Origin of the sequence: Limnobaculum xujianqingii (assembly GCF_013394855.1) — a bacterium.
Lineage (GTDB): Bacteria > Pseudomonadota > Gammaproteobacteria > Enterobacterales > Enterobacteriaceae > Limnobaculum > Limnobaculum xujianqingii.
The window spans coordinates 2649971-2673675 of sequence record NZ_JABMLK010000001.1; the positions used below are offsets into that span (position 1 = coordinate 2649971).

General features: G+C 43.7%; 23 protein-coding genes. 14 read left to right on the forward strand and 9 right to left on the reverse strand.

Going from position 1 to position 23705, the window contains the following annotated elements; genetic code table 11:
• The first annotated feature begins 15 nt into the window (after window positions 1–15).
• From rfaD to GOL65_RS12055, 6 genes are all read left to right on the forward strand, one after another.
• Window positions 16–951: an ADP-glyceromanno-heptose 6-epimerase gene (rfaD, locus tag GOL65_RS12030; RefSeq protein WP_140918981.1), complete on the forward strand. Its 936-nt coding sequence runs from the start codon at window positions 16–18 to the stop codon at window positions 949–951.
• A gap of 107 nt (window positions 952–1058) precedes the next feature.
• Window positions 1059–2108, forward strand: coding sequence for an ADP-heptose--LPS heptosyltransferase RfaF (gene rfaF, locus GOL65_RS12035; RefSeq protein ID WP_140918982.1), 1050 nt, complete (start codon window positions 1059–1061; stop codon window positions 2106–2108).
• A complete protein-coding gene (gene rfaC / locus GOL65_RS12040) occupies window positions 2108–3073 on the forward strand; it encodes a lipopolysaccharide heptosyltransferase RfaC (protein WP_140918983.1) in 966 nt (321 codons plus the stop codon). Before rfaF ends, rfaC begins: the two co-directional genes overlap by 1 nt.
• Complete coding sequence (locus tag GOL65_RS12045) at window positions 3070–4251, forward strand: glycosyltransferase (protein ID WP_140918984.1); 1182 nt, start codon at window positions 3070–3072, stop codon at window positions 4249–4251. Before rfaC ends, GOL65_RS12045 begins: the two co-directional genes overlap by 4 nt.
• A gap of 7 nt (window positions 4252–4258) precedes the next feature.
• Complete coding sequence (locus GOL65_RS12050) at window positions 4259–5494, forward strand: O-antigen ligase family protein (RefSeq protein WP_218652028.1); 1236 nt, start codon at window positions 4259–4261, stop codon at window positions 5492–5494.
• Window positions 5481–6467, forward strand: a complete 987-nt coding sequence (locus GOL65_RS12055) for a glycosyltransferase (RefSeq protein WP_179038328.1) — start codon at window positions 5481–5483, stop codon at window positions 6465–6467. Before GOL65_RS12050 ends, GOL65_RS12055 begins: the two co-directional genes overlap by 14 nt.
• Before the next feature lie 34 nt (window positions 6468–6501).
• Here GOL65_RS12055 and GOL65_RS12060 read toward each other — a convergent pair whose 3' ends face one another.
• On the reverse strand, window positions 6502–7470 hold the full coding sequence (locus GOL65_RS12060; protein ID WP_140918987.1) for a polysaccharide deacetylase family protein: 969 nt from the start codon (window positions 7468–7470) through the stop codon (window positions 6502–6504).
• A gap of 186 nt (window positions 7471–7656) precedes the next feature.
• Between GOL65_RS12060 and GOL65_RS12065 the strand changes: the two genes are divergently transcribed.
• From GOL65_RS12065 to coaD, 5 genes are read left to right on the forward strand one after another with little or no spacing between them, the layout of a single operon-like run.
• Window positions 7657–8787 carry a glycosyltransferase family 4 protein gene (locus GOL65_RS12065; RefSeq protein WP_140918988.1) on the forward strand — a complete coding sequence of 377 codons (1131 nt, stop codon included), beginning with the start codon at window positions 7657–7659 and terminating at the stop codon, window positions 8785–8787.
• On the forward strand, window positions 8788–9885 hold the full coding sequence (locus GOL65_RS12070) for a glycosyltransferase (RefSeq protein WP_140918989.1): 1098 nt from the start codon (window positions 8788–8790) through the stop codon (window positions 9883–9885).
• Window positions 9886–9939: 54 nt separating this feature from the next.
• Window positions 9940–11217: a lipid IV(A) 3-deoxy-D-manno-octulosonic acid transferase gene (gene waaA / locus GOL65_RS12075; protein ID WP_140918990.1), complete on the forward strand. Its 1278-nt coding sequence runs from the start codon at window positions 9940–9942 to the stop codon at window positions 11215–11217.
• Window positions 11218–11220: 3 nt separating this feature from the next.
• Window positions 11221–12000 (forward strand): glycosyltransferase family 2 protein, encoded by a 780-nt coding sequence (locus GOL65_RS12080; RefSeq protein WP_140918991.1) that lies wholly within the window; start codon window positions 11221–11223, stop codon window positions 11998–12000.
• Window positions 11997–12494 (forward strand): pantetheine-phosphate adenylyltransferase, encoded by a 498-nt coding sequence (gene coaD, locus GOL65_RS12085; protein ID WP_130593306.1) that lies wholly within the window; start codon window positions 11997–11999, stop codon window positions 12492–12494. Before GOL65_RS12080 ends, coaD begins: the two co-directional genes overlap by 4 nt.
• Here the strand turns inward: coaD and mutM are convergent, their stop codons facing one another.
• The 4 genes from mutM to radC all read right to left on the reverse strand — a co-directional run bounded on the left by mutM (window position 12495) and on the right by radC (window position 14806).
• Window positions 12495–13304 carry a bifunctional DNA-formamidopyrimidine glycosylase/DNA-(apurinic or apyrimidinic site) lyase gene (gene mutM, locus GOL65_RS12090; protein WP_140918992.1) on the reverse strand — a complete coding sequence of 270 codons (810 nt, stop codon included), beginning with the start codon at window positions 13302–13304 and terminating at the stop codon, window positions 12495–12497. It lies immediately after the preceding gene.
• A gap of 162 nt (window positions 13305–13466) precedes the next feature.
• The gene (rpmG, locus tag GOL65_RS12095; RefSeq protein ID WP_029093261.1) at window positions 13467–13634 is read right to left on the reverse strand and encodes a 50S ribosomal protein L33; all 168 of its coding nucleotides are present in this window, start codon (window positions 13632–13634) and stop codon (window positions 13467–13469) included.
• Window positions 13635–13645: 11 nt separating this feature from the next.
• Window positions 13646–13882, reverse strand: a complete 237-nt coding sequence (gene rpmB, locus GOL65_RS12100; RefSeq protein ID WP_108900751.1) for a 50S ribosomal protein L28 — start codon at window positions 13880–13882, stop codon at window positions 13646–13648.
• A gap of 240 nt (window positions 13883–14122) precedes the next feature.
• Window positions 14123–14806: a RadC family protein gene (gene radC / locus GOL65_RS12105; RefSeq protein WP_179038329.1), complete on the reverse strand. Its 684-nt coding sequence runs from the start codon at window positions 14804–14806 to the stop codon at window positions 14123–14125.
• Window positions 14807–15257: 451 nt separating this feature from the next.
• On the opposite strand from radC, the gene coaBC reads away from it, so the two are divergent.
• The 3 genes from coaBC (at window position 15258) to slmA (ending at window position 17605) form a co-directional block, all read left to right on the forward strand.
• On the forward strand, window positions 15258–16466 hold the full coding sequence (coaBC, locus tag GOL65_RS12110; protein WP_140918993.1) for a bifunctional phosphopantothenoylcysteine decarboxylase/phosphopantothenate--cysteine ligase CoaBC: 1209 nt from the start codon (window positions 15258–15260) through the stop codon (window positions 16464–16466).
• The gene (gene dut, locus GOL65_RS12115) at window positions 16450–16908 is read left to right on the forward strand and encodes a dUTP diphosphatase (protein ID WP_140918994.1); all 459 of its coding nucleotides are present in this window, start codon (window positions 16450–16452) and stop codon (window positions 16906–16908) included. The genes coaBC and dut overlap by 17 nt, the downstream gene beginning before the upstream one ends.
• A gap of 103 nt (window positions 16909–17011) precedes the next feature.
• Window positions 17012–17605 (forward strand): nucleoid occlusion factor SlmA, encoded by a 594-nt coding sequence (gene slmA, locus GOL65_RS12120; RefSeq protein ID WP_140918995.1) that lies wholly within the window; start codon window positions 17012–17014, stop codon window positions 17603–17605.
• Window positions 17606–17714: 109 nt separating this feature from the next.
• Here slmA and GOL65_RS12125 read toward each other — a convergent pair whose 3' ends face one another.
• The 4 genes from GOL65_RS12125 to GOL65_RS12140 form a co-directional block, all read right to left on the reverse strand.
• Window positions 17715–19034 (reverse strand): cytochrome c, encoded by a 1320-nt coding sequence (locus tag GOL65_RS12125; RefSeq protein WP_218652029.1) that lies wholly within the window; start codon window positions 19032–19034, stop codon window positions 17715–17717.
• 14 nt (window positions 19035–19048) lie between these two features.
• Entirely contained in the window at window positions 19049–20824 is a 1776-nt protein-coding gene (locus tag GOL65_RS12130) for a GMC family oxidoreductase (RefSeq protein ID WP_140918996.1), read from the reverse strand.
• Between the two features lie 5 nt (window positions 20825–20829).
• Window positions 20830–21543: a gluconate 2-dehydrogenase subunit 3 family protein gene (locus GOL65_RS12135; protein ID WP_140918997.1), complete on the reverse strand. Its 714-nt coding sequence runs from the start codon at window positions 21541–21543 to the stop codon at window positions 20830–20832.
• Between the two features lie 282 nt (window positions 21544–21825).
• Window positions 21826–23445 carry a fumarate hydratase gene (locus tag GOL65_RS12140; RefSeq protein ID WP_140918998.1) on the reverse strand — a complete coding sequence of 540 codons (1620 nt, stop codon included), beginning with the start codon at window positions 23443–23445 and terminating at the stop codon, window positions 21826–21828.
• Between the last annotated feature and the right edge of the window lie 260 nt (window positions 23446–23705).

Genomic DNA, 23705 nt, shown 5'->3' on the forward strand with positions numbered 1-23705 from the left:
ACAAATGGTGAAACCATGATTATCGTAACCGGCGGTGCTGGACTTATCGGCAGCAATATTATCAAAGCATTAAACGATACCGGATATCAGGACATTCTGGTGGTAGATAACCTGAAAGATGGTACTAAATTCGCCAATCTGGTTGATTTAGAAATTGCTGATTATATTGATAAGGAAGATTTCCTTGCCCATATTCTGGCCGGTGATGATTTAGGCGATATTGATGCAGTTTTCCACCAGGGTGCCTGCTCCTCCACCACCGAGTGGGATGGCAAGTATATGATGGATAATAACTATCAATACTCTAAAGATCTGCTTCACTTCTGTCTGGATCGCCATATTCCATTCCTCTATGCATCATCTGCTGCCACCTACGGCGGGCGTAGCGATAACTTTATTGAAGACCGTCAATTTGAGCAGCCTCTGAACGTATATGGTTATTCAAAGTTCCTGTTTGACCAATATGTCCGCCAAATTTTGCCTCAGGCCGAATCTCAGATTTGTGGATTCCGTTATTTCAACGTGTATGGCCCACGAGAAAATCATAAAGGCAGCATGGCCAGCGTCGCTTTTCATCTGAATAATCAAATAAATAAAGGTGAGAATCCAAAGCTATTTTCAGGTAGCGAGCAATTTAAACGCGATTTTATCTATGTCGGTGACGTAGCCAATATGAACCTTTGGTTCTGGAAAAATGGCACCTCAGGTATCTTTAACTGTGGAACCGGTCGCTCCGAATCCTTCCAGGAAGTTGCAGATGCAGTACTGGCTTTCCATAAAAAAGGGCATGTTGAATACATTCCCTTCCCTGAACATTTAAAAGGTCGTTATCAATCCTATACTCAGGCCGATCTTACTAAATTGAAAGCAACAGGTTATGATCTACCTTTCAAAACTGTTGCTGAAGGCGTGGCAGAATATATGACCTGGTTGAATCGGGATAAATCATAAAGTTGAAATAACACAGTCACTCAATAAAAGCCCTGTGTTAATAACCCCGGGCTTTTATTTTAACTATGCAGTAGCCGTGTCGTTTTACAACTGGAGCAGAATTAAGCATGAAAACGCTGATTATCGGGCCATCCTGGGTCGGTGATATGATGATGTCACAAAGCCTTTATCGTACTTTAAAGGCAGAAAACCCGGCAGTGGAAATAGATGTAATGGCGCCAGCCTGGTGCCGTCCGCTATTAGCCCGAATGCCTGAAGTCAGTAAAGCGTTACCAATGCCCTTAGGTCATGGAGCTTTGGCTATTGGAGAACGTCACCAACTAGGTAAACAATTACGCCTGGAGCAATATCAGCAAGCGATTGTTCTGCCAAACTCATTTAAATCTGCTTTAGTTCCTTTTTTTGCGCGAATTCCCATCCGCACCGGATGGCGTGGAGAGATGCGATACGGTCTGCTAAACGACCTTCGCGTATTAGATAAAGCCGCCTTCCCCCTGATGGTTCAACGTTACGTAGCTTTAGCCTATAACAAACAGCGTATTTCACGTGCAGAGGATATTCCTCAACCCATTCTCTGGCCTCAGCTTCAGGTTAGTCAGGCCGAGATTGAAACAACAACTGCCGAATTCAATCTTACTCATAGTCGGCCTGTTATCGGGTTTTGCCCCGGTGCTGAATTTGGTCCGGCAAAGCGCTGGCCTCATTATCATTATGCATCTCTGGCTAATAGCCTGATTCAACAGGGATACCAAATTGTGCTGTTTGGTTCAGAGAAAGACCGGGAGGCTGGGGAAGAGATCGTTCATGCACTTCCGGCTGAACTACAACCCCATTGCCATAATCTTGCTGGCAGTACCAAACTGGAGCAAGCCGTCATTCTGATAGCCGCCTGTAACGCCGTTGTCAGTAACGACTCAGGATTAATGCACATTGCCGCAGCACTCAATAGACCGTTAGTTGCCCTTTATGGCCCAAGCAGCCCGGATTTCACACCGCCACTCACACGTGATGTCAAAGTGATCCGCCTGATTACCGGTTACCATAAAATACGCAAAGGCGACGCTCAACAGGGTTACCATCAGAGTTTAATTGATATCCAACCAGAACAGGTTTTAGCTGAACTCCAATTACTGCTAGTCAGTAAGGAGAGCCAATAATGAGGGTTCTGATAGTCAAAACTTCTTCAATGGGAGATGTCTTGCATACCCTGCCTGCCCTCACCGATGCGCAAAATGCGATCCCAAATATTCAATTTGATTGGGTAGTAGAAGAAGGATTTGCACAGATCCCTGACTGGCATAGCGCGATTGATCAAGTTATTCCTGTAGCCATACGCCGCTGGCGAAAGTCCTGGTTTAGTGCCGATACCCGTAAGGAAAGAACCACATTTATTGCCCAATTACAACAACGCCATTACGACGCTGTCATTGATGCACAAGGGCTAATCAAGAGCGCTTTTCTGATTACTCGAAAAGCCAGAGGTACCAAACACGGGCAAGATAGCCATAGTGCCAGAGAACCACTGGCCAGCTGGTTCTATGATGTAAAACATTCGATACCTAAAAATCAGCACGCCGTTGAGCGAACCCGACAACTGTTTGCCCAAAGCCTTGGCTATCCAATGCCAGACAGAAAAGGTGATTATGGTATTGCCCGGCGTTTTCTGGCAACTCCTCCTGCTGATGCAAATAGCTATTTGGTTTTTCTTCATGCCACAACCCGTGACGATAAACATTGGCCAGAACAACATTGGCGTGAGTTAATTGCTCTTACCACAGACTCTGGATTCAAAATTAAGCTCCCTTGGGGGGCTCCTCATGAACACGAAAGAGCAAAACGTTTAGCGAAAGGCTTTCAACATGTTGAAGTTTTACCTAAACTATCCCTAGAAGAAATCGCAAATGTGTTGGCCGGAGCTAGAGCCGTTGTTTCTGTCGATACCGGACTGAGCCATCTTACTGCTGCACTGGACCGCCCCAATATCACCCTGTATGGACCAACAGATCCAGGGTTGATTGGGGGATATGGAAAAAATCAGAGTGAACTATGCGCCTCTGATAAAAACTTGTTATCGCTGACGGCATCTTCAGTACAAGAAGAACTAAAAAGGTTTATGGAATGAAAACACTGCATGTTATCAATTTAGGTAAAATGGGTGGTGTCGAGCGACTTTTTATTGAGTATATCAACAGTGACAACGCAAAAAATGACGAAATTCTCTGCATTGGAGATCACATTGGCGAAGAGATATTTACTCAGTTAAAAAATAGAAATATTAATTTTGCTAATCGGATTTCTTCAGGTTTTTCTGGCTCAAAACTGAAGTACCCTTCATTTATCCGAAAGTACATTCTGAAAAGAAAAATTGAACAAGCTAATGCCGATCTGGTTATTGTCTGGGATTTGGTTCCCAGCCTGCCGGGTAAACCATCAAAAGGTAAGATGATCTACTACGATCACGGCTGTTCATGGCGATACAAACATAATGAAAAGACACTCCGTTTTTTTTCTATGTTAAGTGGCTGTATATCCGCCTCTAATGCCTCTAAACGTGTTTTACAGCTAAGATTCAATTTACCTTGCCCAATCGATGTTGTCGTAGACCGAATTTTACCTCCCCCAAATATCGACCATAACTCAAAAACAATTGGTGAATGTATCCATATTGGTACAGCCTCGCGATTAGTTGGTCTTAAGGGAGTCAGCGTCTCCATTCTGATGATGGCTGAGCTTGTTAAGCGCGGTATGAATGTGAAATTTCATATTGCAGGAAAAGGTCCTGAAGAACAAAACCTGCGAGATTTAGTATCCCGGCTGGGATTGAATAATCACATTGAATTTTTAGGTTTTAAACAGGATCTTTCAGACTTCTTTAACAATATTCAGATCTACATGAGTACACCAGTGACTGAACCGTTCGGTTTATCCTGTATGGAGGCGCTATATTATGGTGTTCCGGTCGTATTCCCGATGATCGATGGGCAACCTGAAGTAATTAAGCATGGTTACTGCGGTACGGGGTTAATTCCTTGCATTACACCGCAAACGCATTATGATCAAACGCAAATTAACGTTGATTTTCCTTATCAGATCTATGACCCGATAAATGATTGTTTATCTGATGCTCTTGTCTTATCGCACATTGAATGTGCTGATGCTGTTGAAGACATAGTAAAAAAACACTATCAGGAATACCGAAGTAATGCATTTCAGTATGTTAATGATAAATTTCAACACGATAAATTTAGAGAGGAATTAGATAATTCCCTGTTGTCTATAGCGAAAAATGAAAGAAATTGACATAAAAATGAGTAAGTTAAACGATATTGCCACATTTGTTATTGCTATTGGCTGTTTATTGTCATTATTGATGGTCCCATTGGATATTCCTGTTGGACGCAAAATTTTCTATGCATGTGGTTACTTATCTATCATTGGTATACTAGTCAAATGTATTTATGCTAAACACTCATTTAAAAAACAAAATCTTTTAGTTGCTTCGAGCATTTTACTGTTTGGACTAGCAAATATATTATGGGTAATAATTTATAAGCCCGCAGAGAATTACAGTCCAATATATTCTGTATTTATGAATATTGGTAAGATTTTAATATTATCTGCATTTTTATACTTATTTATTTCAGATAGTAAGCAAAAAAACAATACTCTTATTAGCGCAGTGGTAATAATTTCACTAATAATGGATTTTTGTGTTTATTATCAACACTTTAAACTAGGACATGTTAGAGCTGAATTAGGTACAGAAAAAGCAACTATTGCCGCTTATATTATCAGTATAATTAGTTCATTAGGGTTATCTGCAATTCTGGAAACAAAGCATAAGTCAAAGTTTTACCTGTCTTTCTTCCTGTTTATGATGGGCTTCACTGCTATCATTTTGACTCAGACCAGAGCTGCTATCCTGTTTTTCCCATTAATCTCATTATTGAGTATAGTAATCAATAAAAATATATCTAAAGCTACCGTTATAAAAGCCTCCGGGGTTTTTATCATAATTATTATAGCATGTGGATTTATCTTCAAAGATAAACTAACTAGCCGTTATCATGATATAACTAATGATTGGTCTCAATACCAAAAAAATAATAGTGACACATCTGTTGGAGCCCGGTTTGCAATGGCTATTGTCGGTCTGAAATCAGGAGTTGATTCACCATTAGGTCAATCGGCAGAAGACAGAGCTGAAAGAGTCATGCAAATAGTTACATTAGATAAAACACTATATGGCGCAAACCAATATGTAAATATTCACCTACATAATGAAGTAATTGATACCTTCTCTCTCAAAGGAACATTTGGAACAATTATTTTATTATTTTTTTATATATCAATAATATATGGTTCTATGCGTCCACATCTGAATATTATGACATTAAGCGTAATATTAAGCACTATCGTTTATGGAATCAGTGACGTTTTATTCTTCAGCAAGGAATTTACCATAACATTTATCTTGTGCCTTGTTATTAGCATATTGATCAATAATTCTACAAATAATGTCGTTAATCATGAAAAAGAATAACTTTATACTTAGCGTCATCATCCCTTGCTATAACAGCGAAGAGTTCATTGCTCAGTGTCTTTTATCCGTCACTGAGCAAACTCCTGCCGATAAAGTTCAAATCATTATTATTAATGATGGTTCCAGCGATCAATCCGACCGTGCGATTAATGATTTTCTTTCTTCATATCATAATCAAAATATAATATATCAATGTCGAAGTAATGCCGGGGTATCCGCTGCCAGAAATGCCGGTCTGGATCTTGCTGAAGGTAACTACATTACTTTTATTGATTCTGACGACTTGCTAAGAAACAACTATTGGTCTGTGATTGAACCACTAATTGTTTCTGAACAATATGATTTGATAGATTTTAAATACGATCGTTTTTATCAGAATAATAACGAGATTAAGATTTTATCTCATCCTAACTCATACCAAAGCACATCTGAATATAATCTGGCGCAAACGTTCAAAACTTCAGCCTGGCATGTCTGGACCCGAGTAATCAAAAGAGAATTGGCTACAGCGGAATATTTTGAAGTAGGCAAGCGTTATGAAGATATGCTGTATACCCCCTATCTGTATCTGAAAGCCCAAAAAATACTACATTTAGATCATTCGCTTTATTTATACAGAGATAACCCTAATAGTATTACGCGTAATATCAGGGCAGAAGATATACAGGATATTTCTCTTTCCGTAAAAAAAATGGTCCGTTATCTCAAAGAGACCCATCAAGAAAATGACGAACAGTTGAAAGAATTAACCACCTATATGATCGTTAATTTTGTTCAGGAAGTTCGCAAGATGTATAAAAAAATATACGGTTATTATAATTATAACGACACAACTATTCAGGAAATCAAAGAGTTCTTATCATATTGCGACAGAAGGCATATCAACCTTCGCACTTATCTTCGAATGAGATTTCTTCACGTAGACAGAATACTCTCACGATTAAGATATAGACAATGTAAACCCAAGAAATAATCAGGTTAACTATTCCTGTAGCCCTATCTACGTACTAACTCTTAATTTGAATTTCAGATTGATAAAATTCTGCCATGGTCATTCCCTGAGTACGTTCACTCAGCCATACAAATAACTCTTCAAGATCACGATACAATTGCTCTATAGAAGCTTCATCTTTAAACGTTGGGCTTCCTCCCGGCATAAACTCTGAAGAATGAAGCATAAATTCTACATAATTTCGGCCTTCGTTCAGGCATTGCTGAGCAACGTGCTTCATTTCTTCAACATTATTACCTTTTGGGCGCAGCCATCGGGTTGACGGTGGTCGTTTTTTACCACGCAAGCCATCATAAAATTGCTTAAAAGAATTTTGTAAAGAACCATATTTTAAACGCGTACTCATCGGTACCTGCAGTAAACTGGAGGTTCCTGGTTTAGAAATATCGCTCAGATCCATAAAGTAAGCGCTATCGGGGAATCGACTGTAATTCGTTCCCCCTTCAGCTTGTGGATTACCTTTTACCATACTCCAGTCAACATAAGGGGTAACAGAACAATCAACCAGATAGCCAAACTCATGCAATAGCTGAGCATATTGTTCATTAAAAGCCCAACGTCCCGCACGATGACTTACCATCTTAATACTAAAGGTATCTTCCAATAGATTGGTCATAACGATCACTTTCTCTCGCATAACCTCTTCAGGATACTCAATCAGGTAGGGTTTATAACGATCGTCATCCTCAGTCAAAGCGTAAAGAGGCGGACTATTCCAGGCATGAAGATGCATGCCAATTTCCCCTTGTTTACCAGCAATAACCTCTTTGGCAAACGCAATATAATTAGGAGAAACTGCCATTTCATAGTTTGTCAGGTAAGTGGGTTTAAAACCATATTTCTCACACAATTGCTGGAATCGCCCCAAATAGTTAGCATTGTGCGTAGAAATATTCCTGGTATTAACCCAAAGATTATCGCCTTCAGTATCAATAGAAATCAGGAAAGCAGGTTTCTGTACCATATAACAAACTTCTTCTCTTCTATACCGTAGATAAACTTATGCTACTCACTCTGGTCAACAGGTGCAAATGAAGTCTGCTCTATGGCTAAATTTTACTCATATCGACTAACACGATCGATCGCTAAAGTGATGTTATACTGACGCAATTGATGACCATAAGTCCTCTTTTTCGCAAGGAATACCGGTATGAATCCAATCCGTCTTGCTATTGTCCGGCAAAAGTATCGTCCGGATGGCGGCGCTGAACGCTTTATCTCCCGAGCATTGGAGGCGTTAAAAGATCATAACCTTTCACTGAATGTCATCACACGGGAATGGCAAGGCGAGCAAAATCCTGACTGGCACATTTTTCACTGTAATCCAACCAAATGGGGAAGGATCAGTAGAGAAAGAGGATTTGCCCAGGCTGCACGGCAAATTTGGCAGAAAGAAAATTTTGATTTAGTCCAAAGCCATGAACGCATTCCGGGTTGTGATATTTACCGGGCAGGTGATGGTGTTCATCAGCGCTGGCTACAGCAACGAGCCAGAATACTGCCCGCCTGGCGCCAAAAATTCCTGTTTAACGATCGCTATCATCGCTACGTTATGAACGCAGAGAAAGAGATGTACTCTGCTCCAGAACTGCGCGCCGTTATCTGTAATGCAAACATGATTAAACAAGAGATCATGGAGGATTTTGGCGTACCTGAAGATAAAATTAACGTTATCTATAACGCTATTGATAGTCAGCGCTTTATTCCTGTAGATGAACAACAGAGACACCAAATCCGTACACAGTTAAATATCGAAGCCAACGTTTCTTGTCTGATTTATGTCGGTTCGGGTTTTGAGCGCAAGGGATTAGAAGCAGCTATCAGAGCAATTGCGCCTACTCAGCGTCATTTAATGGTTGTCGGCAAAGATAAAGAAGAAAAGCGCTATAAGAATCTGGCGACCAGTTTAGGCTGTCAAAATCGTGTACATTTTGTTGGCGTACAAAATAACGTATTACCTTATTACCAGATAGCCGATGGCCTATTACTACCGTCATTATACGATCCTTTTCCTAATGTCATTTTAGAGGCTATGGCTTGCGGATTACCGGTTATCACCAGCAATACCTGCGGTGGTGCGGAATTCATTGAGTCAGGGTCCAATGGCTTTGTTTGTGATGCATTGGATATTCATGCGCTAACAACGGCGATTAACGAATTACCGCAGCATGCATTGGGTTCTTCAATGGGGCAGGCAGCCAGAGAAAGAGTACTGCATCAAAATGCCAGTCTGCTTTCACAGCAATTAGTGAGTCTGTATCAACGCCTGATGAGTAACTAAATGAGAATTCTATTTATTATTGATGGACTTCCCGGCGGCGGTGCCGAAAAAGTGGTACTAACGCTGGCCGAAGGGATTAAAAACCTGGGACACCAGGTTTCATTAATCTCTTTACGTGATGTCTGTGATTATCCAATTCCGGCAGGTATTGAATATACCGTGCTGCCTGATAATACCCGTGTTTTCTGGCGAAAACTGACTGAAATTAATCGCCGTGCCCGGCAGCTCGATAGAGAAATCATCGATCGTCAAAACAGAGATGGTCAATTCGATTTAGTGTTTTCTAATCTGCATAAAACGGACCGTATTGTCAGCCAGTGCCGGAACCTCAACTGGTCACAAGTCTGGTTTTGTATTCATGGTGTCTTTTCTGCTTCCTATTTGGGAAACAAGCAGGGTTTCAGCCGTTGGTTGAAAAAGCAGAAAATCAGCCGCGTTTACCAACATAAAAATATTGTTGGGGTTTCCCAGTCAGCTCTCGACGATTTGATTCAACAATTTGATATCACTCCGAAAAAAACGGCGCACATTGCTAACCCATTTGATATTGATGCAATCCGTTCTCTTGCTTCAGAACCTTGCGAACTGGCCGGAACTGATTACCTGATACACGTTGGACGCTTACATCCCAATAAGCGCCATGATCGACTGCTAAAAGCCTATGCAAAAACTCAGCTTCCTTATCCCTTAGTATTAATTGGTAAAGGTAGTAATGAATATACTGACAAACTGAAAAATCTGGCAAAAACACTCAATATTGAAAATAGAGTGATATTCATGGGCTTTTGTTCTAACCCATATCCTTATATCAAACATGCTAAGACGCTGATACTGAGTTCAGACAGCGAAGGCTTTGGTAATGTCTTAGTTGAGGCTCTCATCTGCGGTACTCCTGTGGTCAGTACTGACTGTCCGGGAGGGCCTGCAAGTATACTCACTGGCAATTTAGCAGTTGGTTTGTCTGCATTAAATGAGGATGATTTAGCGAAAAAGATCATTTCAGTGACAAATCAGCCACCAACAATAGAAGAAAAACCACTTCTGGACTATGGTATTATTCCAACCAGTTCAAAGTACCTCGCTCTCGCGAACGATTAATCAGTTTAAAATATTACCAAACGCCATACGGCGTTCGGTAATTGTGGATATATTATGTTGCGGTTGATTTACTCATTTCTGCTGTACTTACTACAACCTCTGATATGGCTTCGCCTGTTTCTGCGTGGCCGTAAAGCGCCAGCCTATCGAAAGCGCTGGGCAGAACGATATGGATTTTGCAAAGGCAAAGTTAAACCAGATGGCATTATGCTGCATTCTGTTTCCGTGGGTGAAACATTAACAGCAATCCCTTTGGTCAGGGCATTACGTTACCGTTACCCAACATTGCCGATTACCGTAACTACAATGACGCCAACCGGCTCAGAGCGCGTATTGTCCGCATTTGGCGACGATGTTCATCATGTTTACCTTCCTTATGATTTGCCGGGTTCAGTGAACCGCTTCCTGAATCAGGTCAGGCCAAAGTTAGTTATTATTATGGAAACCGAACTTTGGCCAAATTTAATCCATCAATTGCATAAGCGTCATATTCCTTTGGTTATCGCCAATGCTCGCCTGTCAGAACGCTCGGCAAATGGCTACAGTAAGCTAGGTAATACCATACGAACCATGCTAAAAAAGATCACACTAATTGCCGCTCAGAATCAGGAAGATGGGGAAAGATTCATTCAACTGGGTCTGAAACGTTCACATTTAGCCGTAACCGGTAGCCTCAAATTTGATATTTCCGTTACCCCAGAACTTTCCGCCAGAGCGTTGAGCTTAAGGCGTCAGTGGGCACCTCATCGCCCGGTTTGGATTGCGGCCAGTACACATGATGGAGAAGAGGAGATCCTACTGGCAGCCCATGCCAACCTTCTCAAACGCTTCCCTGACCTTTTACTGATTCTGGTTCCTCGCCATCCGGAGCGCTTCCCGGTTGCTCAGCAATTGACATCTCAGGCCGGAATGAAATTTATAACCCGTAGCAGTGGCGATGTACCAACAGCAGATACTCAGGTAGTAATAGGCGATACCATGGGAGAACTCATGTTGTTATATGGTATTGCTGACCTGGCTTTTGTTGGTGGTAGTCTGGTGGAACGCGGTGGTCATAATCCGCTGGAGCCAGCAGCACATGCCATACCGGTATTAATGGGGCCTCATATTTTCAACTTTAAAGATATCTGTAACAAGCTGGAGCAGGCCGAAGGTCTGATAACCATTAAAGATGCAGACTCTTTAGCAGATGCCATTGAGCCTCTACTGACGGATGAAGAGTACCGCAGCTATCGCGGGCAAAGGGCCGTCAATGTACTGCTGCAAAATCAGGGAGCGCTGGAAAAACTCCTGACGCTTTTAGAACCCTATTTACCTGCCCGGAGCCATTAATTCGTGGATAAAAAACGTCTTTCGGTGGTAATAATTGCAAAAAATGAAGCCGAACTGTTGGCTGATTGCCTGCAGTCAGCCCAATGGGCTGATGAGATTATTTTGCTGGATAGCGGTAGTACGGACAGCACCCTGCAAATCGCACAACAGCATGATGCCAAAATTTTCTCTCACTTAGAGTGGCTGGGCTATGGCAAACAGCGTCAGATAGCTCAAAGTCATGCCAGTGGCGATTACATTTTTATGATTGATGCCGATGAGCGTATAACACCAGAGCTACGCACATCTATCGAACAAATTGTTCATAGTGAAGCTCATCATCCTGAACAGGTATATAGCTGTCCACGTCGCAATTACTTTTTAGGCCGATTTATGCGCCACAGTGGTTGGTATCCCGATCGCGTTATTCGGCTCTATCAAAATAGTCTTTATCGCTATAACAATAACCTGGTTCACGAATCGGTAGATTATGGTGATGCTCAGGTTATCCCCCTAAATGGCGACCTGTTGCATTTAACCTGCCGGGATTATTTTGTCTTTCAGAGAAAGCAGTTTAACTATGCAGAAAGCTGGGCCACGCAAAGCTACCAGCGAGGAAAAAGGGCATCGATGTTCTCTGCAGTGACTCATTCTGCTGGGGCATTTTTTAAAACGTGGCTATTGCGACGCGGTTTTATGGATGGAAAACACGGTTTTCTTCTTGCATGCATTAATGCTCAATATACATTTAATAAATATGCAGCACTCTGGGCAATCCACCAACAGGAGAACATCAGCAAATGACATTACGCAGAGCTGAATTCACTAAAGCTATCTATCCGGGTACCTTTGATCCGATGACCAATGGTCATTTGGATATCATCACCCGCAGCGTGAATATGTTTGACCATCTGGTACTTGCCATTGCCCGCAGCCCCGGTAAAAACACGCTTTTCTCTCTGGAGGAACGAGTTGAACTAGCCAAAGCCGTTACTGCTCATCTTCCCAGCGTTGAGGTTGTTGGATTTGGTGAGTTAATGGCGCATTTTGCTCAAAAACAAAAAGCCAATGTCCTGATTCGTGGATTACGAGCAATATCTGATTTTGAGTATGAGCTTCAGCTTGCCAGTATGAACCGTCACCTTATGGCTGATTTAGAAAGTATTTTTCTAATGCCTTCAGAAAAATGGTCATTCGTCTCCTCTTCTCTGGTAAAAGAAGTTGCCCGCCACGGTGGCGATGTAAGTTCCTTTTTACCGCCCGTGGTTGCAGAAGCTTTGCTGAAAAAATTGGGCTGATTAACGCTGGCAGTGACGACAGAAAAAGGTCGTTCTCTGCCCGTGCTTTTCACTTTCAATCAACGTACCACAAGTTTTGCACGGTTCTCCTGCACGGCCATAAACTTGTAGCTCCTGAGCAAAATAGCCAGGTTTGCCGTCAGCCTGTAGAAAATCCTTCAGGGTTGTCCCCCCTTGTTCAATGGATCGCTGCAAAACTTTCTTGATCGTTAAAGCCAGTCTCTGTGCTTCAGATTCCGTTAATGAACCCGCCGGGCGTTGTGGCAATATTTTCGCTTCGAACAGTGATTCGCTGGCATAGATATTGCCCACACCAACCACCAATTTATTATCCATCAGCCACGGCTTGATAAGCGTCTTTTTGTTACGTGAACGAGTAAGCAGATAATCTCCATTAAATGCATCGCTCAATGGCTCCGGCCCCAAATGCTTAAGTACATTACTGGTGGCCAGATCTTCTTCCCATAACCAGGCTCCAAAACGTCTTGGATCGGTATAACGCAACACTTGTCCAGTGGACAGAATGAAATCCACATGGTCATGTTTACCTGGTTCAATAAATTCTGGCAGAATTCTGACGCTACCCGACATCCCCAAGTGACCAATAATCCAGCCGTCAGGTAGTTCAATCAACAGGTATTTGGCTCGTCGCTGAACGCTTATAACAGGTGCATTCTCTAATGTCATAATTTGCCCGGAAACTGGCCAACGCAATTTAGGCTGGCGGACAACGGCTTTGACAATATGATGTCCAACCATATAGGGTTCTATTCCGCGACGACTGGTTTCTATTTCCGGTAATTCTGGCATTGGCTACCTTCCTGTTTTTACTTTTATGCCACAAAACGCCGATCATACACATAAGCGGGCATAGCATAAAGTTACCCGAAATTTCATCGACAAATAATCTTCAGGCAATAAAAAACCCGACCGGAGTCGGGTTTTGATATACGTTATACAACGAAAATAAAATTACTTAATTTTAGCTTCTTTGTACAGAACGTGTTGGCGGACAACTGGATCAAATTTCTTTAATTCCAATTTTTCCGGCTTAGTACGCTTGTTCTTCGTGGTGGTATAGTAGTGACCTGTACCAGCTGAAGAAACCAGCTTGATCTTCTCGCGAATACCTTTAGCCATGGTTCAGTTCCTTAAAACTTCTCACCGCGGGCACGAAGATCGGCTAACACCGCATCGATACCCTTTTTATCAATTACACGCATACCTTTAGCAGATACGCGCAAAGTTACAAAGCGCTTTTCACTCTCAATCCAAAAACGATGTGAGTGCAGGTTAGGCAGAAAACGACGCTTAGTCGCATTCAGTGCGTGAGAGCGGTTGTTACCACTCATTGGGCGCTTGCCGGTAACTTGGCAGACTCGTGACATGTCAAAATTCTCCAAAAATCAAATCAGCTCGAGCTTCGTTAGGATGTTGGCTGCCTCGTCAGGCCTTAGAGCCAATCTCAGCAAATTCAGCCGAGATGAGACGTTAAGTCAGGTCGGAACCTGCTGAGATAGGCTCTCATACCACATCCGTGATCCTCAAAGGTGGCGTAGTATACGCCCTTAGCCGGCAGGGCTCAAGTACTGAACGGACAAAGATCCCATAAGATCACAAAAAATACCTTAAATCCATCCTCTTTCAGCGAATGAAACGTACTCTCCACGCCCGATAACAATGTGATCAAGCACTTGAATATCCAGTAACAAGCAGGCTTCCCGCACTTTTTCAGTGACGTAACGATCTGCCTGACTGGGTTCTGCCATTCCGGAGGGGTGATTATGCGCTAATATGACCGCCGCTGCATTTGATTTTAACGCCTCGCGCACAATCTCTCTGGGATGCACCTCAACGCTATTTAGCGTGCCGGTGAACATCTCCTTATGATAAAGCACCCTATTCTGGTTATTCAAAAACATCACAATAAAAATTTCCCGATCCCGTTGAGCCAGTAAGCTTTGCAAATAACGTCGGGTAATTTGTGGATTATTAATTGAACACTCTTTAGCCAGTTGATGCCCTAAAAAACGTCGGGAGAGTTCAACAGATGCTTGCAGCTGAGAATATTTGGCCAGCCCCAACCCCCGAACATCACAAAACCTGACGTAATCTGCGGATATCAACCCATATAAAGAACCAAATTCTTTTAATAATTGTCGGGCAAAATCCAGTACATGAACTCCGGACATTCCCGTACGTAAAAAAATAGCCAACAGCTCATCATCAGAAAGTGATGCCGCACCATTTTGTAGTAGTTTCTCTCTGGGAGCACCTTGATCGCTCCATACCTTTAACGCCATATTTGTCATCTCATCCTCCCGTTATCGGTATTCTGGTAGTAGAGAACAAGAGATGCGAACCTGAAAAACGGTTTCTGGAATAAATCTCCAAAAATGAAATAGCAAAGAGCATTCTGTTACCATTTATTCTGGTGATATCGCACAAATCATTAATCAATACCGCATTAAAAAGACGATAAACGAGACTCAGAACAGATAAAACGGTTATGATTTTTTGTTATAGCATCTTACAATCACTGTATATATAATCAGTAAAAGGTGTTCGTTTTATACTCATCTCGTCGACATTGATATATAAAGGTATTCATACAGCAGAAACATGCTGTCGGTTAATCTGCCGTGTTAGCGATACAAAGTTGCTTCAGACAGATAGCTCTCCTTCGACGGGGTTATGATAAAATCTGCAACACGCTTTTAATCATCAGGGGCAATGCACCTGACAATCTATAGGGCAGTTATCATGGCAATGTTGAATGGTAAAAAAATTGTGCTGGGTATTAGTGGTGGTATTGCCGCTTATAAATGCCCGGAAATTGTACGCCGCCTGAAAGATCAGGGGGCAGACGTACGCGTTGTCATGACGACAGCGGCAAAAGCATTTATTACCCCACTCACTCTGCAGGCAGTTTCTGGTTATCCTGTTGCTGATGATTTGCTCGATCCTGCGGCTGAGGCCTCAATGGGCCACATAGAGCTGGGAAAATGGGCAGACTTAGTGGTTATTGCTCCCGCCACAGCAGATGTACTGGCCCGCATGACTGCCGGAATGGCAAATGACTTACTGACTACTATCTGTCTGGCTACCAGCGCTCCTATTGCGGTGGTTCCTGCTATGAATCAGCAAATGTATCGGGCTCAGGCAACTCAACATAATTTACAGGTTTTAGCCTCGCGCAATCTTCTTGTATGGGGGCCTGACAGTGGTTCACAAGCCTGTGGTGATGTGGGTCCGGGAAGAATGCTGGATCCGCTTTGCATTGTTAAACACTGTGTCGATTTTTTTAATCCCGTTCAGGATCTTGCTGGCATCAACATCATGCTTACCGCAGGCCCAACCCGGGAAGCGCTGGACCCCGTTCGCTTTATCAGCAACCACAGCTCCGGAAAAATGGGTTATGCTATTGCAAAAGCCGCTGCTGAGCGAGGCGCTTCTGTCACGCTGATCAGTGGTCCGGTCCAATTACCCACTCCTGTGAACGTTACTCGCATTAATGTCACCAGCGCGTTGGAAATGCGAGAAGCGGTTATGCAGTTGGCGGGGTCACAAAACATTTTTATTGCCTGTGCTGCCGTTGCCGACTACCGTGCTGAACATATCGCCGATGAGAAAATTAAAAAACAGGGCGACGATTTAGTATTAAAAATGGTAAAAAATCCCGACATTGTCGCAGAGGTAGCGGCGATGACCGTTAACCGCCCTTTTGTTGTAGGATTTGCGGCTGAAACCCAGAATGTGGAAGAATACGCGCGGCTCAAACTGGCCCGCAAAAATCTTGATCTAATTTGCGCGAATAATGTCTCGCTGTCTGGTCAAGGTTTTAACAGCGATACCAATGCATTACACCTGTACTGGTCAAACGGCGAAATGAGTCTGCCCCTGAGTGACAAATCTTCGCTTGGTCAAAAACTGATGGACGAGATAGTCAAACGTTATGATGAAAAAAATTGACGTAAAAATTCTGGATCCCCGTATTGGCGGTACCTTTCCACTGCCAACCTATGCAACCGTTGGCTCAGCCGGGTTAGACCTGCGCGCCTGTCTGGACGCTGCAATTACATTGAATCCGGGAGAAACTCAGCTATTACCAACCGGTCTGGCAATTCATATTGCCGATCCTTCACTTGCTGCGGTGATCTTGCCTCGTTCGGGCCTTGGTCATAAGCATGGTGTGGTATTGGGCAATCTGGTTGGCTTAATTGACTCTGACTATCAGGGGCAACTGATGGTCTCCGTCTGGAACCGTGGTCAAACGCCATTTGTTGTTGAACCCGGTGAGCGTATTGCCCAAATGGTTTTCGTACCAGTGGTGCAGGCCGAATTCAATATTGTTGAAGACTTTGAAAGCAGTGAACGCGGTGAAGGTGGTTTTGGCCACTCCGGTCGCCAGTAATTATTTCCGTTTTGAATGCCATAATAAAATAGTGTAACTCAACACTATCGTTAGTTGTTTGGAAGTGGGTGAAACCCCACTTCTTATTAGGATGTCACTGGACATGGTCGAAAAAGTAACAAAGAAAAATCGCAAGGAAGACATACTGCAAGCGTTGGCTCAAATGCTTGAGTCAAGCGACGGTAGTCAGCGAATTACTACGGCAAAACTTGCAGCCACTGTTGGTGTTTCAGAGGCGGCTTTATATCGCCATTTTCCCAGCAAAATGCGCATGTTTGATAGCCTGATTGAGTTTATCGAAGATAGCCTCAATAGTCGTATAAACCTAATCTTGCGGGATGAGAAAGATACCTATAATCGCATCCGCTTAATCATATTATTAGTGCTTGGTTTTGCAGAAAAAAATCCGGGGTTAACCCGAATTATGACCGGTCACGCCTTAATGTTTGAGCAAGACAGGCTTCAGGGACGGATTAACCAGCTATTTGAACGCATAGAAACCCAGCTACGTCAGGTTCTACGGGAGAGGAAACTGCGTGAAGGACAGTCGTTTAGTTATGATGAAGGGCTGATTGCCAGCCAGTTACTCGCCTTCTGTGAAGGAATGATGTCACGCTTTGTTCGCTCAGAATTCCGTTATCGCCCAACGGAAGAGTTTGAACTGCGTTGGCCAATGCTGGTTTTACAATTACAGTAATCTAAATAGCACGACCAAACACCTGAATAGAAAAGCCCCGAAGCAATAATCTTCGGGGCTTTTCTTTTAGTCAGATGTAAACAGATAGTCAATACGCTGCTCTCACAGGCTATTTCTGACTATTTTCAGACTTAGCAACTGCGCCATACTTTTCAGCTTTCACCTCTTCCCGTACCTTCGATACATCACTCTCAGTAACCATTGATGCTTTATTGCCCCAGCTGTTGCGAATAAAATTCACCACATCAGCCACTTGTTTATCCGTCAGTCGAACATCAAAAGCAGGCATATCATAAGATGTTGGCGCTTTAATAGTCGCAGGAACCACTCCACCTTTCAGAACAATATGAATCAGCGACGTTGCATCGCCAGTCGCCAATACCGGATTACCAGCCAGCGCCGGGAATACTTCTGCGTAACCTTTACCATCAGTTCGGTGGCAAGCTGCGCAGTTATCCACATAAACACTGCCGCCAACCATACTGTCATCACCATTAAATAGCGCTTTAGATACCGTTTCGTCATACTTAAACGGCTGTTGTTCGGCTGATTTTGGCGGCAACGTTTTCAGATAACGAGCAATCGCGGTTAAATCTTCATTGCTCATGTACTGCATGCTTTGAACAACTACATCACTCATTCCACCAAACACAGCAGTGTGGGCAGTACGGCCGGTACTGAGGAATTGAACTAGTTGATCTTCAGTCCAACTGCCTAAACCGTCCCGTTGATCGCCACGTAAGTTTTTAGGAACCCATCCATCCATCGGCTCGCCGCCGGACAGATAGAGATCACCCTCTTCACTGGTTAAGGCTTTTTCCTGCATGCCAAAACCTCGAGGACTATGACAGGCGCCACAGTGCCCTAATCCTTCAACCAGATAAGCGCCGCGGGCAACTACAGGGTCCTGATGTTCTGCCGCTTTAAACGCTTCAACTTCTGGTGCGAAGGTCCAACGCCAGACAGACAGAGGCCAGCGCATAGAGAGTGGCCAGGTAATATCAGTATCTTTATTGGCCTGATTAACTGGCTGTACCGCATGCATAAAGTAAGCATACAGCGCCTGCATATCCTCATCTGTTACGCGAGCATAAGAGGGGTAAGGCATGGCCGGATACAGTGTGTGGTCCTTACCAATACCGTGACGTACGGCATTATCAAAATCGGTAAAGCTGTACTCTCCAATACCGGTCTGTTTATCCGGCGTTATATTAGTAGAAAAGATAGTTCCGATAGGGGATTCAATCGGCAACCCACCGGCAAACGGTTGACCACCTGATGCCGTGTGGCATGCCACACAGTCACCGGCACGAGCAAGATACTCCCCCTGTTTAATCAGTTTGGCATCGGTATAATCGATATTTTCCGCAGCCCAGGCACAGGTTACTAAGCCCATGGTTAAACTGGCGGCAAGAAGCAGTTTTTTCATTTGTCCGTCTCCTGTTATGCCTGCACCAGTGGGCCAGGGTTTTTCAGATATTGCTCACATATGGCATGTGCTGACCAGTACGCTAATGCCCCCACCAATCCGGTTGGGTTATAACCGAAGTTTTGTGGAAATACGCAAGCCCCCATAACAAAGACGTTTGGTACATCCCAGCTTTGCAGATAGCGGTTTACCACGCTGGTTTTAGGATCGCTGCCCATAATAGCTCCCCCGGTATTATGGGTCGTCTGGTAAGGCCGGGTGTCATATTGAGCACCCAATTTTTTGGCATTCACTTTATAAGATTCAGGGTTCATCGCTTTGGCAATTTCCCCGGCTTTGGCGGTAGTAAACTGTGCCATCTTGATCTCATTGTCATGCCAGTTAAAGGTCATACGTAACAACGGCTGACCATTGCTATCAGTATAGTTGGGATCAAGATCCAGATAGCTGTCACGATACGACATCACCGAGCCGGATGAACTGATGCTCATTGCACGTTGATAGCTATCCTGAACTGCACCTTTCCATTCAGAACCCCAGGCTGGCGTACCAGCAGGAACCGTTGCTTGCTTGATAGGGCGTCCACCAGAACGGTGATGGTTGATATTCGCACCACCAACAAATCCTAACGGACCATGGTCAAAGTTATCCCCATTGAAATCATCAATGGCTTGTCCACCGGCGCCGGTGCCGATAAATGGATTCAGCGTTGTCCCCTTAGGCATCATCATGCTGACGGAAGTTAACATCTGATAAGCATAGTTTTTACCCACTACCCCTTCATTGGTCATTGGATTATAAGGTTGACCTATTTTGGATAGCAGCAGTAAACGCACATTATGCATCTGGAAAGCACTCAGAATAACGATGCTGGCAGGCTGTTCTACTTCCCGCCCTTGCGGATCGATATAGGTTACCCCAGTAGCTTTTTTGCCGGTGGAATCCAGATTAACCCGAATAACCTGCGACTGAGTACGCAGCTCAAAGTTAGGTTTTCTTAGCAGTACAGGAAGAATGGTGGTTTGTGGCGACGCCTTAGAATAGAGATAACAGGTATAGTGCTCGCAGTAACCGCAGAAGTTGCACGGCCCTAACCTGACACCATAAGGGTTGGTATAGGCTTCAGAGGCGTTAGATGCCGGGATCGGGAATGGTTTATAACCCAGCTCGCTGGCCGCTTTAGCAAACAGCTGAGCGCTGTATACGTCTTTTAACGGTGGTAGCGGGTAAGGTTTACTGCGCGACGCTTCAAACCGGTTACCGCCCTCCAGCTTTTCTCCATTTACGTTTCCAGCTAAACCAGAAACACCACAAACATATTCAAACTGAGTAAAATAGGGTTCAAGCTCTTCATAGCTGACACCAAAATCCTGAATCGTCATCCCTTCCGGAATAAAATCTTTGCCGTATCGCTCTTCATAATGGCTACGAATTTTCAGCTCTTCCGGCAAGGCTCGCCAGTGTAAACCATTCCAGTGAAGCCCTGCCCCACCTACGCCGGTACCTAATAGAAACGATCCGTGCTGGCGATAGGGTACCGCCTGCTCACTTACGCTATGACGTATAGTTACGGTCTCTTTGGCAAGATCCTGAAACAACTTACCGCGTACAGAATAGGCCAGTTCATCTGCCACATTCGGGTATTTACCATCCGTTGGCGTATCGCGCATTTCTCCGCGTTCCAGTGCCAGTACGCTTAAGCCAGCCTCGGTTAACTCTTGCCCCATAATGGCACCCGTCCAGCCAAAACCGACCAGAACAACATCAACGGCTTCTTTTTTGATAGACATATTTATTATCCCCGCTCGCCTGATATTGATACTGGCCCCAGTGGATAAGGCCGCTCAGAATGCTCTACCCAATCCATAAAATCGGCCCGGGCACCAGGGAAGCCAACCATTTTCCATCCCACCAAATGACGGTTGCCGCCATATTGAGGATCGGCAAAATAGCCTTCTTTGGTATTGGTCAGTAAATAGGAGAAGAAAGTTTTTGCCGGCACATCACCCAGTTCAATTTTTCCTGCTTCCAGCTGTTTAAGTACCGCTATCTGAGTCTCCTTATCCAACTCAGCAAAGGCTTTCTTGTACTGTTGCTGGCACCATTTATCACAACCGCTAATGCCTAAATGATAAAGATCCCGGGGTACCAGCTTTAGCTGATAGCCAAATTCGGGGGCAGCATCCGGATGAAAAGGACCTTTCATATACCAGAGTTCACCACGACCATAGGGGGTATCCATTTGGCGATCGATAAACTCCGGTACGCAGGCTTTAATCGCACCAGCACCATATTGATCTTCAGGGATTAGTAAATCACAGGCCGCCAGAACAAAGGCCCATTCTGCTTGATTAAAGAATGTTGGCTTATAGTCACTGGATGGTGAAGGAGAATCCGCCTGAGCGATATTAGAAACTAATCCGCTGCTGGCAATGGCGACTACGGGAATAACACCAAACCCTTTACGCAAGAAATCGCGCCGGGAATTGGAATGTTTGATATCAGACATTGGCTTCCTCGCTTATCCTATTTTTATCGCTTTTTTGATTTTGATCATATTTTATTAACATGATTGCTTAAATAGAATAACTCTTCGTTTACAACTCAAACGAACATATCGTGCCTAATAACAGAAAATAACCAGAATATTTATAAGGGAATGTCAGGAAAGGAAAGTGAAACTGCTCGTGAGATTAAAATCATTTTATCTAATTGAATTTTATAATTATTAATAAAAAAGCCCTGAGCAACACTCAGGGCCTTGGTACTGATTAAATAGCGGAATTAGTGCTTATTTAAATTTCTGGAAGAAGTCATTACCTTTATCATCCACCAGAATGAATGCAGGGAAGTTTTCTACTTCAATTTTCCAGATAGCTTCCATATCCAGTTCAGGATAAGCCACGCACTCCAGGCTCTTAATACTGTTTTGTGCCAGAATAGCTGCTGGCCCACCGATACTGCCCAGATAGAAACCGCCGTGCTTCTTACAGGCATCCGTCACCTGCTGGCTACGGTTACCTTTCGACAGCATAATCAGGCTACCGCCGCGAGACTGGAAGGCATCCACATAGGAGTCCATACGACCCGCTGTTGTTGGGCCCAGTGAACCGGAAGCATAACCCTCTGGCTTCTTAGCCGGGCCTGCATAATAGATTGGATGGTCTTTAATGTACTGTGGCAGATCTTCGCCTTTATCCAACAGCGCCTGCAAACGTGCGTGAGCGATGTCACGACCAACGATGATAGTGCCTGTCAGAGAAACCCGGGTTGAAACCGGATACTTCGACAGTTCAGCAAGAATTTCAGGCATCGGACGGTTAAGGTTAATATGTACCGCTTCACCTTCGCCAGCTTCTCTGTATGACTGTGGAATATATTTACCCGGATTGTCTTCCAGCTTCTCAATCCAGATACCTTCTTTGTTAATTTTCGCTTTAATATTACGGTCTGCAGAGCAGGAAACACCCATGCCAATTGGGCAAGAAGCACCGTGACGAGGCAAGCGAATCACGCGAATATCATGGGCAAAATATTTACCACCAAACTGCGCACCAATACCCAGGTTTTGCGCCGCTTTCAGCAGTTTTGCTTCCATATCTAAATCACGGAATGCCTGACCGCCTTCGTTACCGGTGGTTGGCAGTTCATCATAATATTTAGCAGAAGCCAACTTCACGACTTTCAGGTTAGTTTCAGCAGAAGTACCGCCAATAACGAAGGTCACATGGTAAGGAGGGCAAGCCGCCGTACCCAGACTCTTCATTTTTTCGATCAGGTATTTTTCCAGTTTTTCTGGCGTCAGCAGCGCTTTTGTTTCCTGATACAGCATGGTCTTGTTCGCAGAACCACCGCCTTTAACGATGCACAGGAATTTATACTCAGAACCCTCAGTACTATAAATGTCGATTTGTGCAGGCAGGTTACAGCCAGTGTTCACTTCATCGTACATATTCAGTGGAGCATTTTGAGAGTAGCGCAGGTTATCTTCTACGAAGGTATTAAACACGCCGCGAGATAATGCCTCTTCATCATTACAGCCGGTCCAGACGTTCTGGCCCTTTTTCCCCATAATGATGGCTGTGCCAGTGTCCTGACAGAAAGGCAAAATACCTTTGGCAGCAATTTCAGCATTGCGCAGGAATGTCAGAGCAACATATTTATCGTTTTCACTGGCTTCCGGATCGTCAAGAATTTGAGCTACCTGGGCCTGGTGTGCAGAACGCAGTAAGAAAGAAGTATCATGCAATGCATGCTGTGCCAGCAGTGTCAGAGCTTCAGGTTCAACTTTAAGGACCTCGTTTCCTTCAAACTCTGCTACCGAAACGTGATCTTTTGTCAGTAAATAATATTCTGTATCGTCTTTTCCTAACGGAAAGGACTCCTGATATTTAAATTCAATCGTTGACATGTGCTTCCAGCCTTTTATAAGTTTTTTGAAAAAATCAACACGATATATCGTGACTGATGCCTGAGCGACGCCGACACCATAAAGTAAGGAGACTCTTTATACAACTGTTTGTGAACCCATTTGGCTCATAAATTTAAAGCGTTTTTATTCTGCTGATTTTATAAGAGTTTTATTTATTTTTATTATGATTTTAATGAACAGAATCGCACTGAAAGGACTACAAAATATCCAGTAGATATTCCTGAAAGCGGTGCGCTATA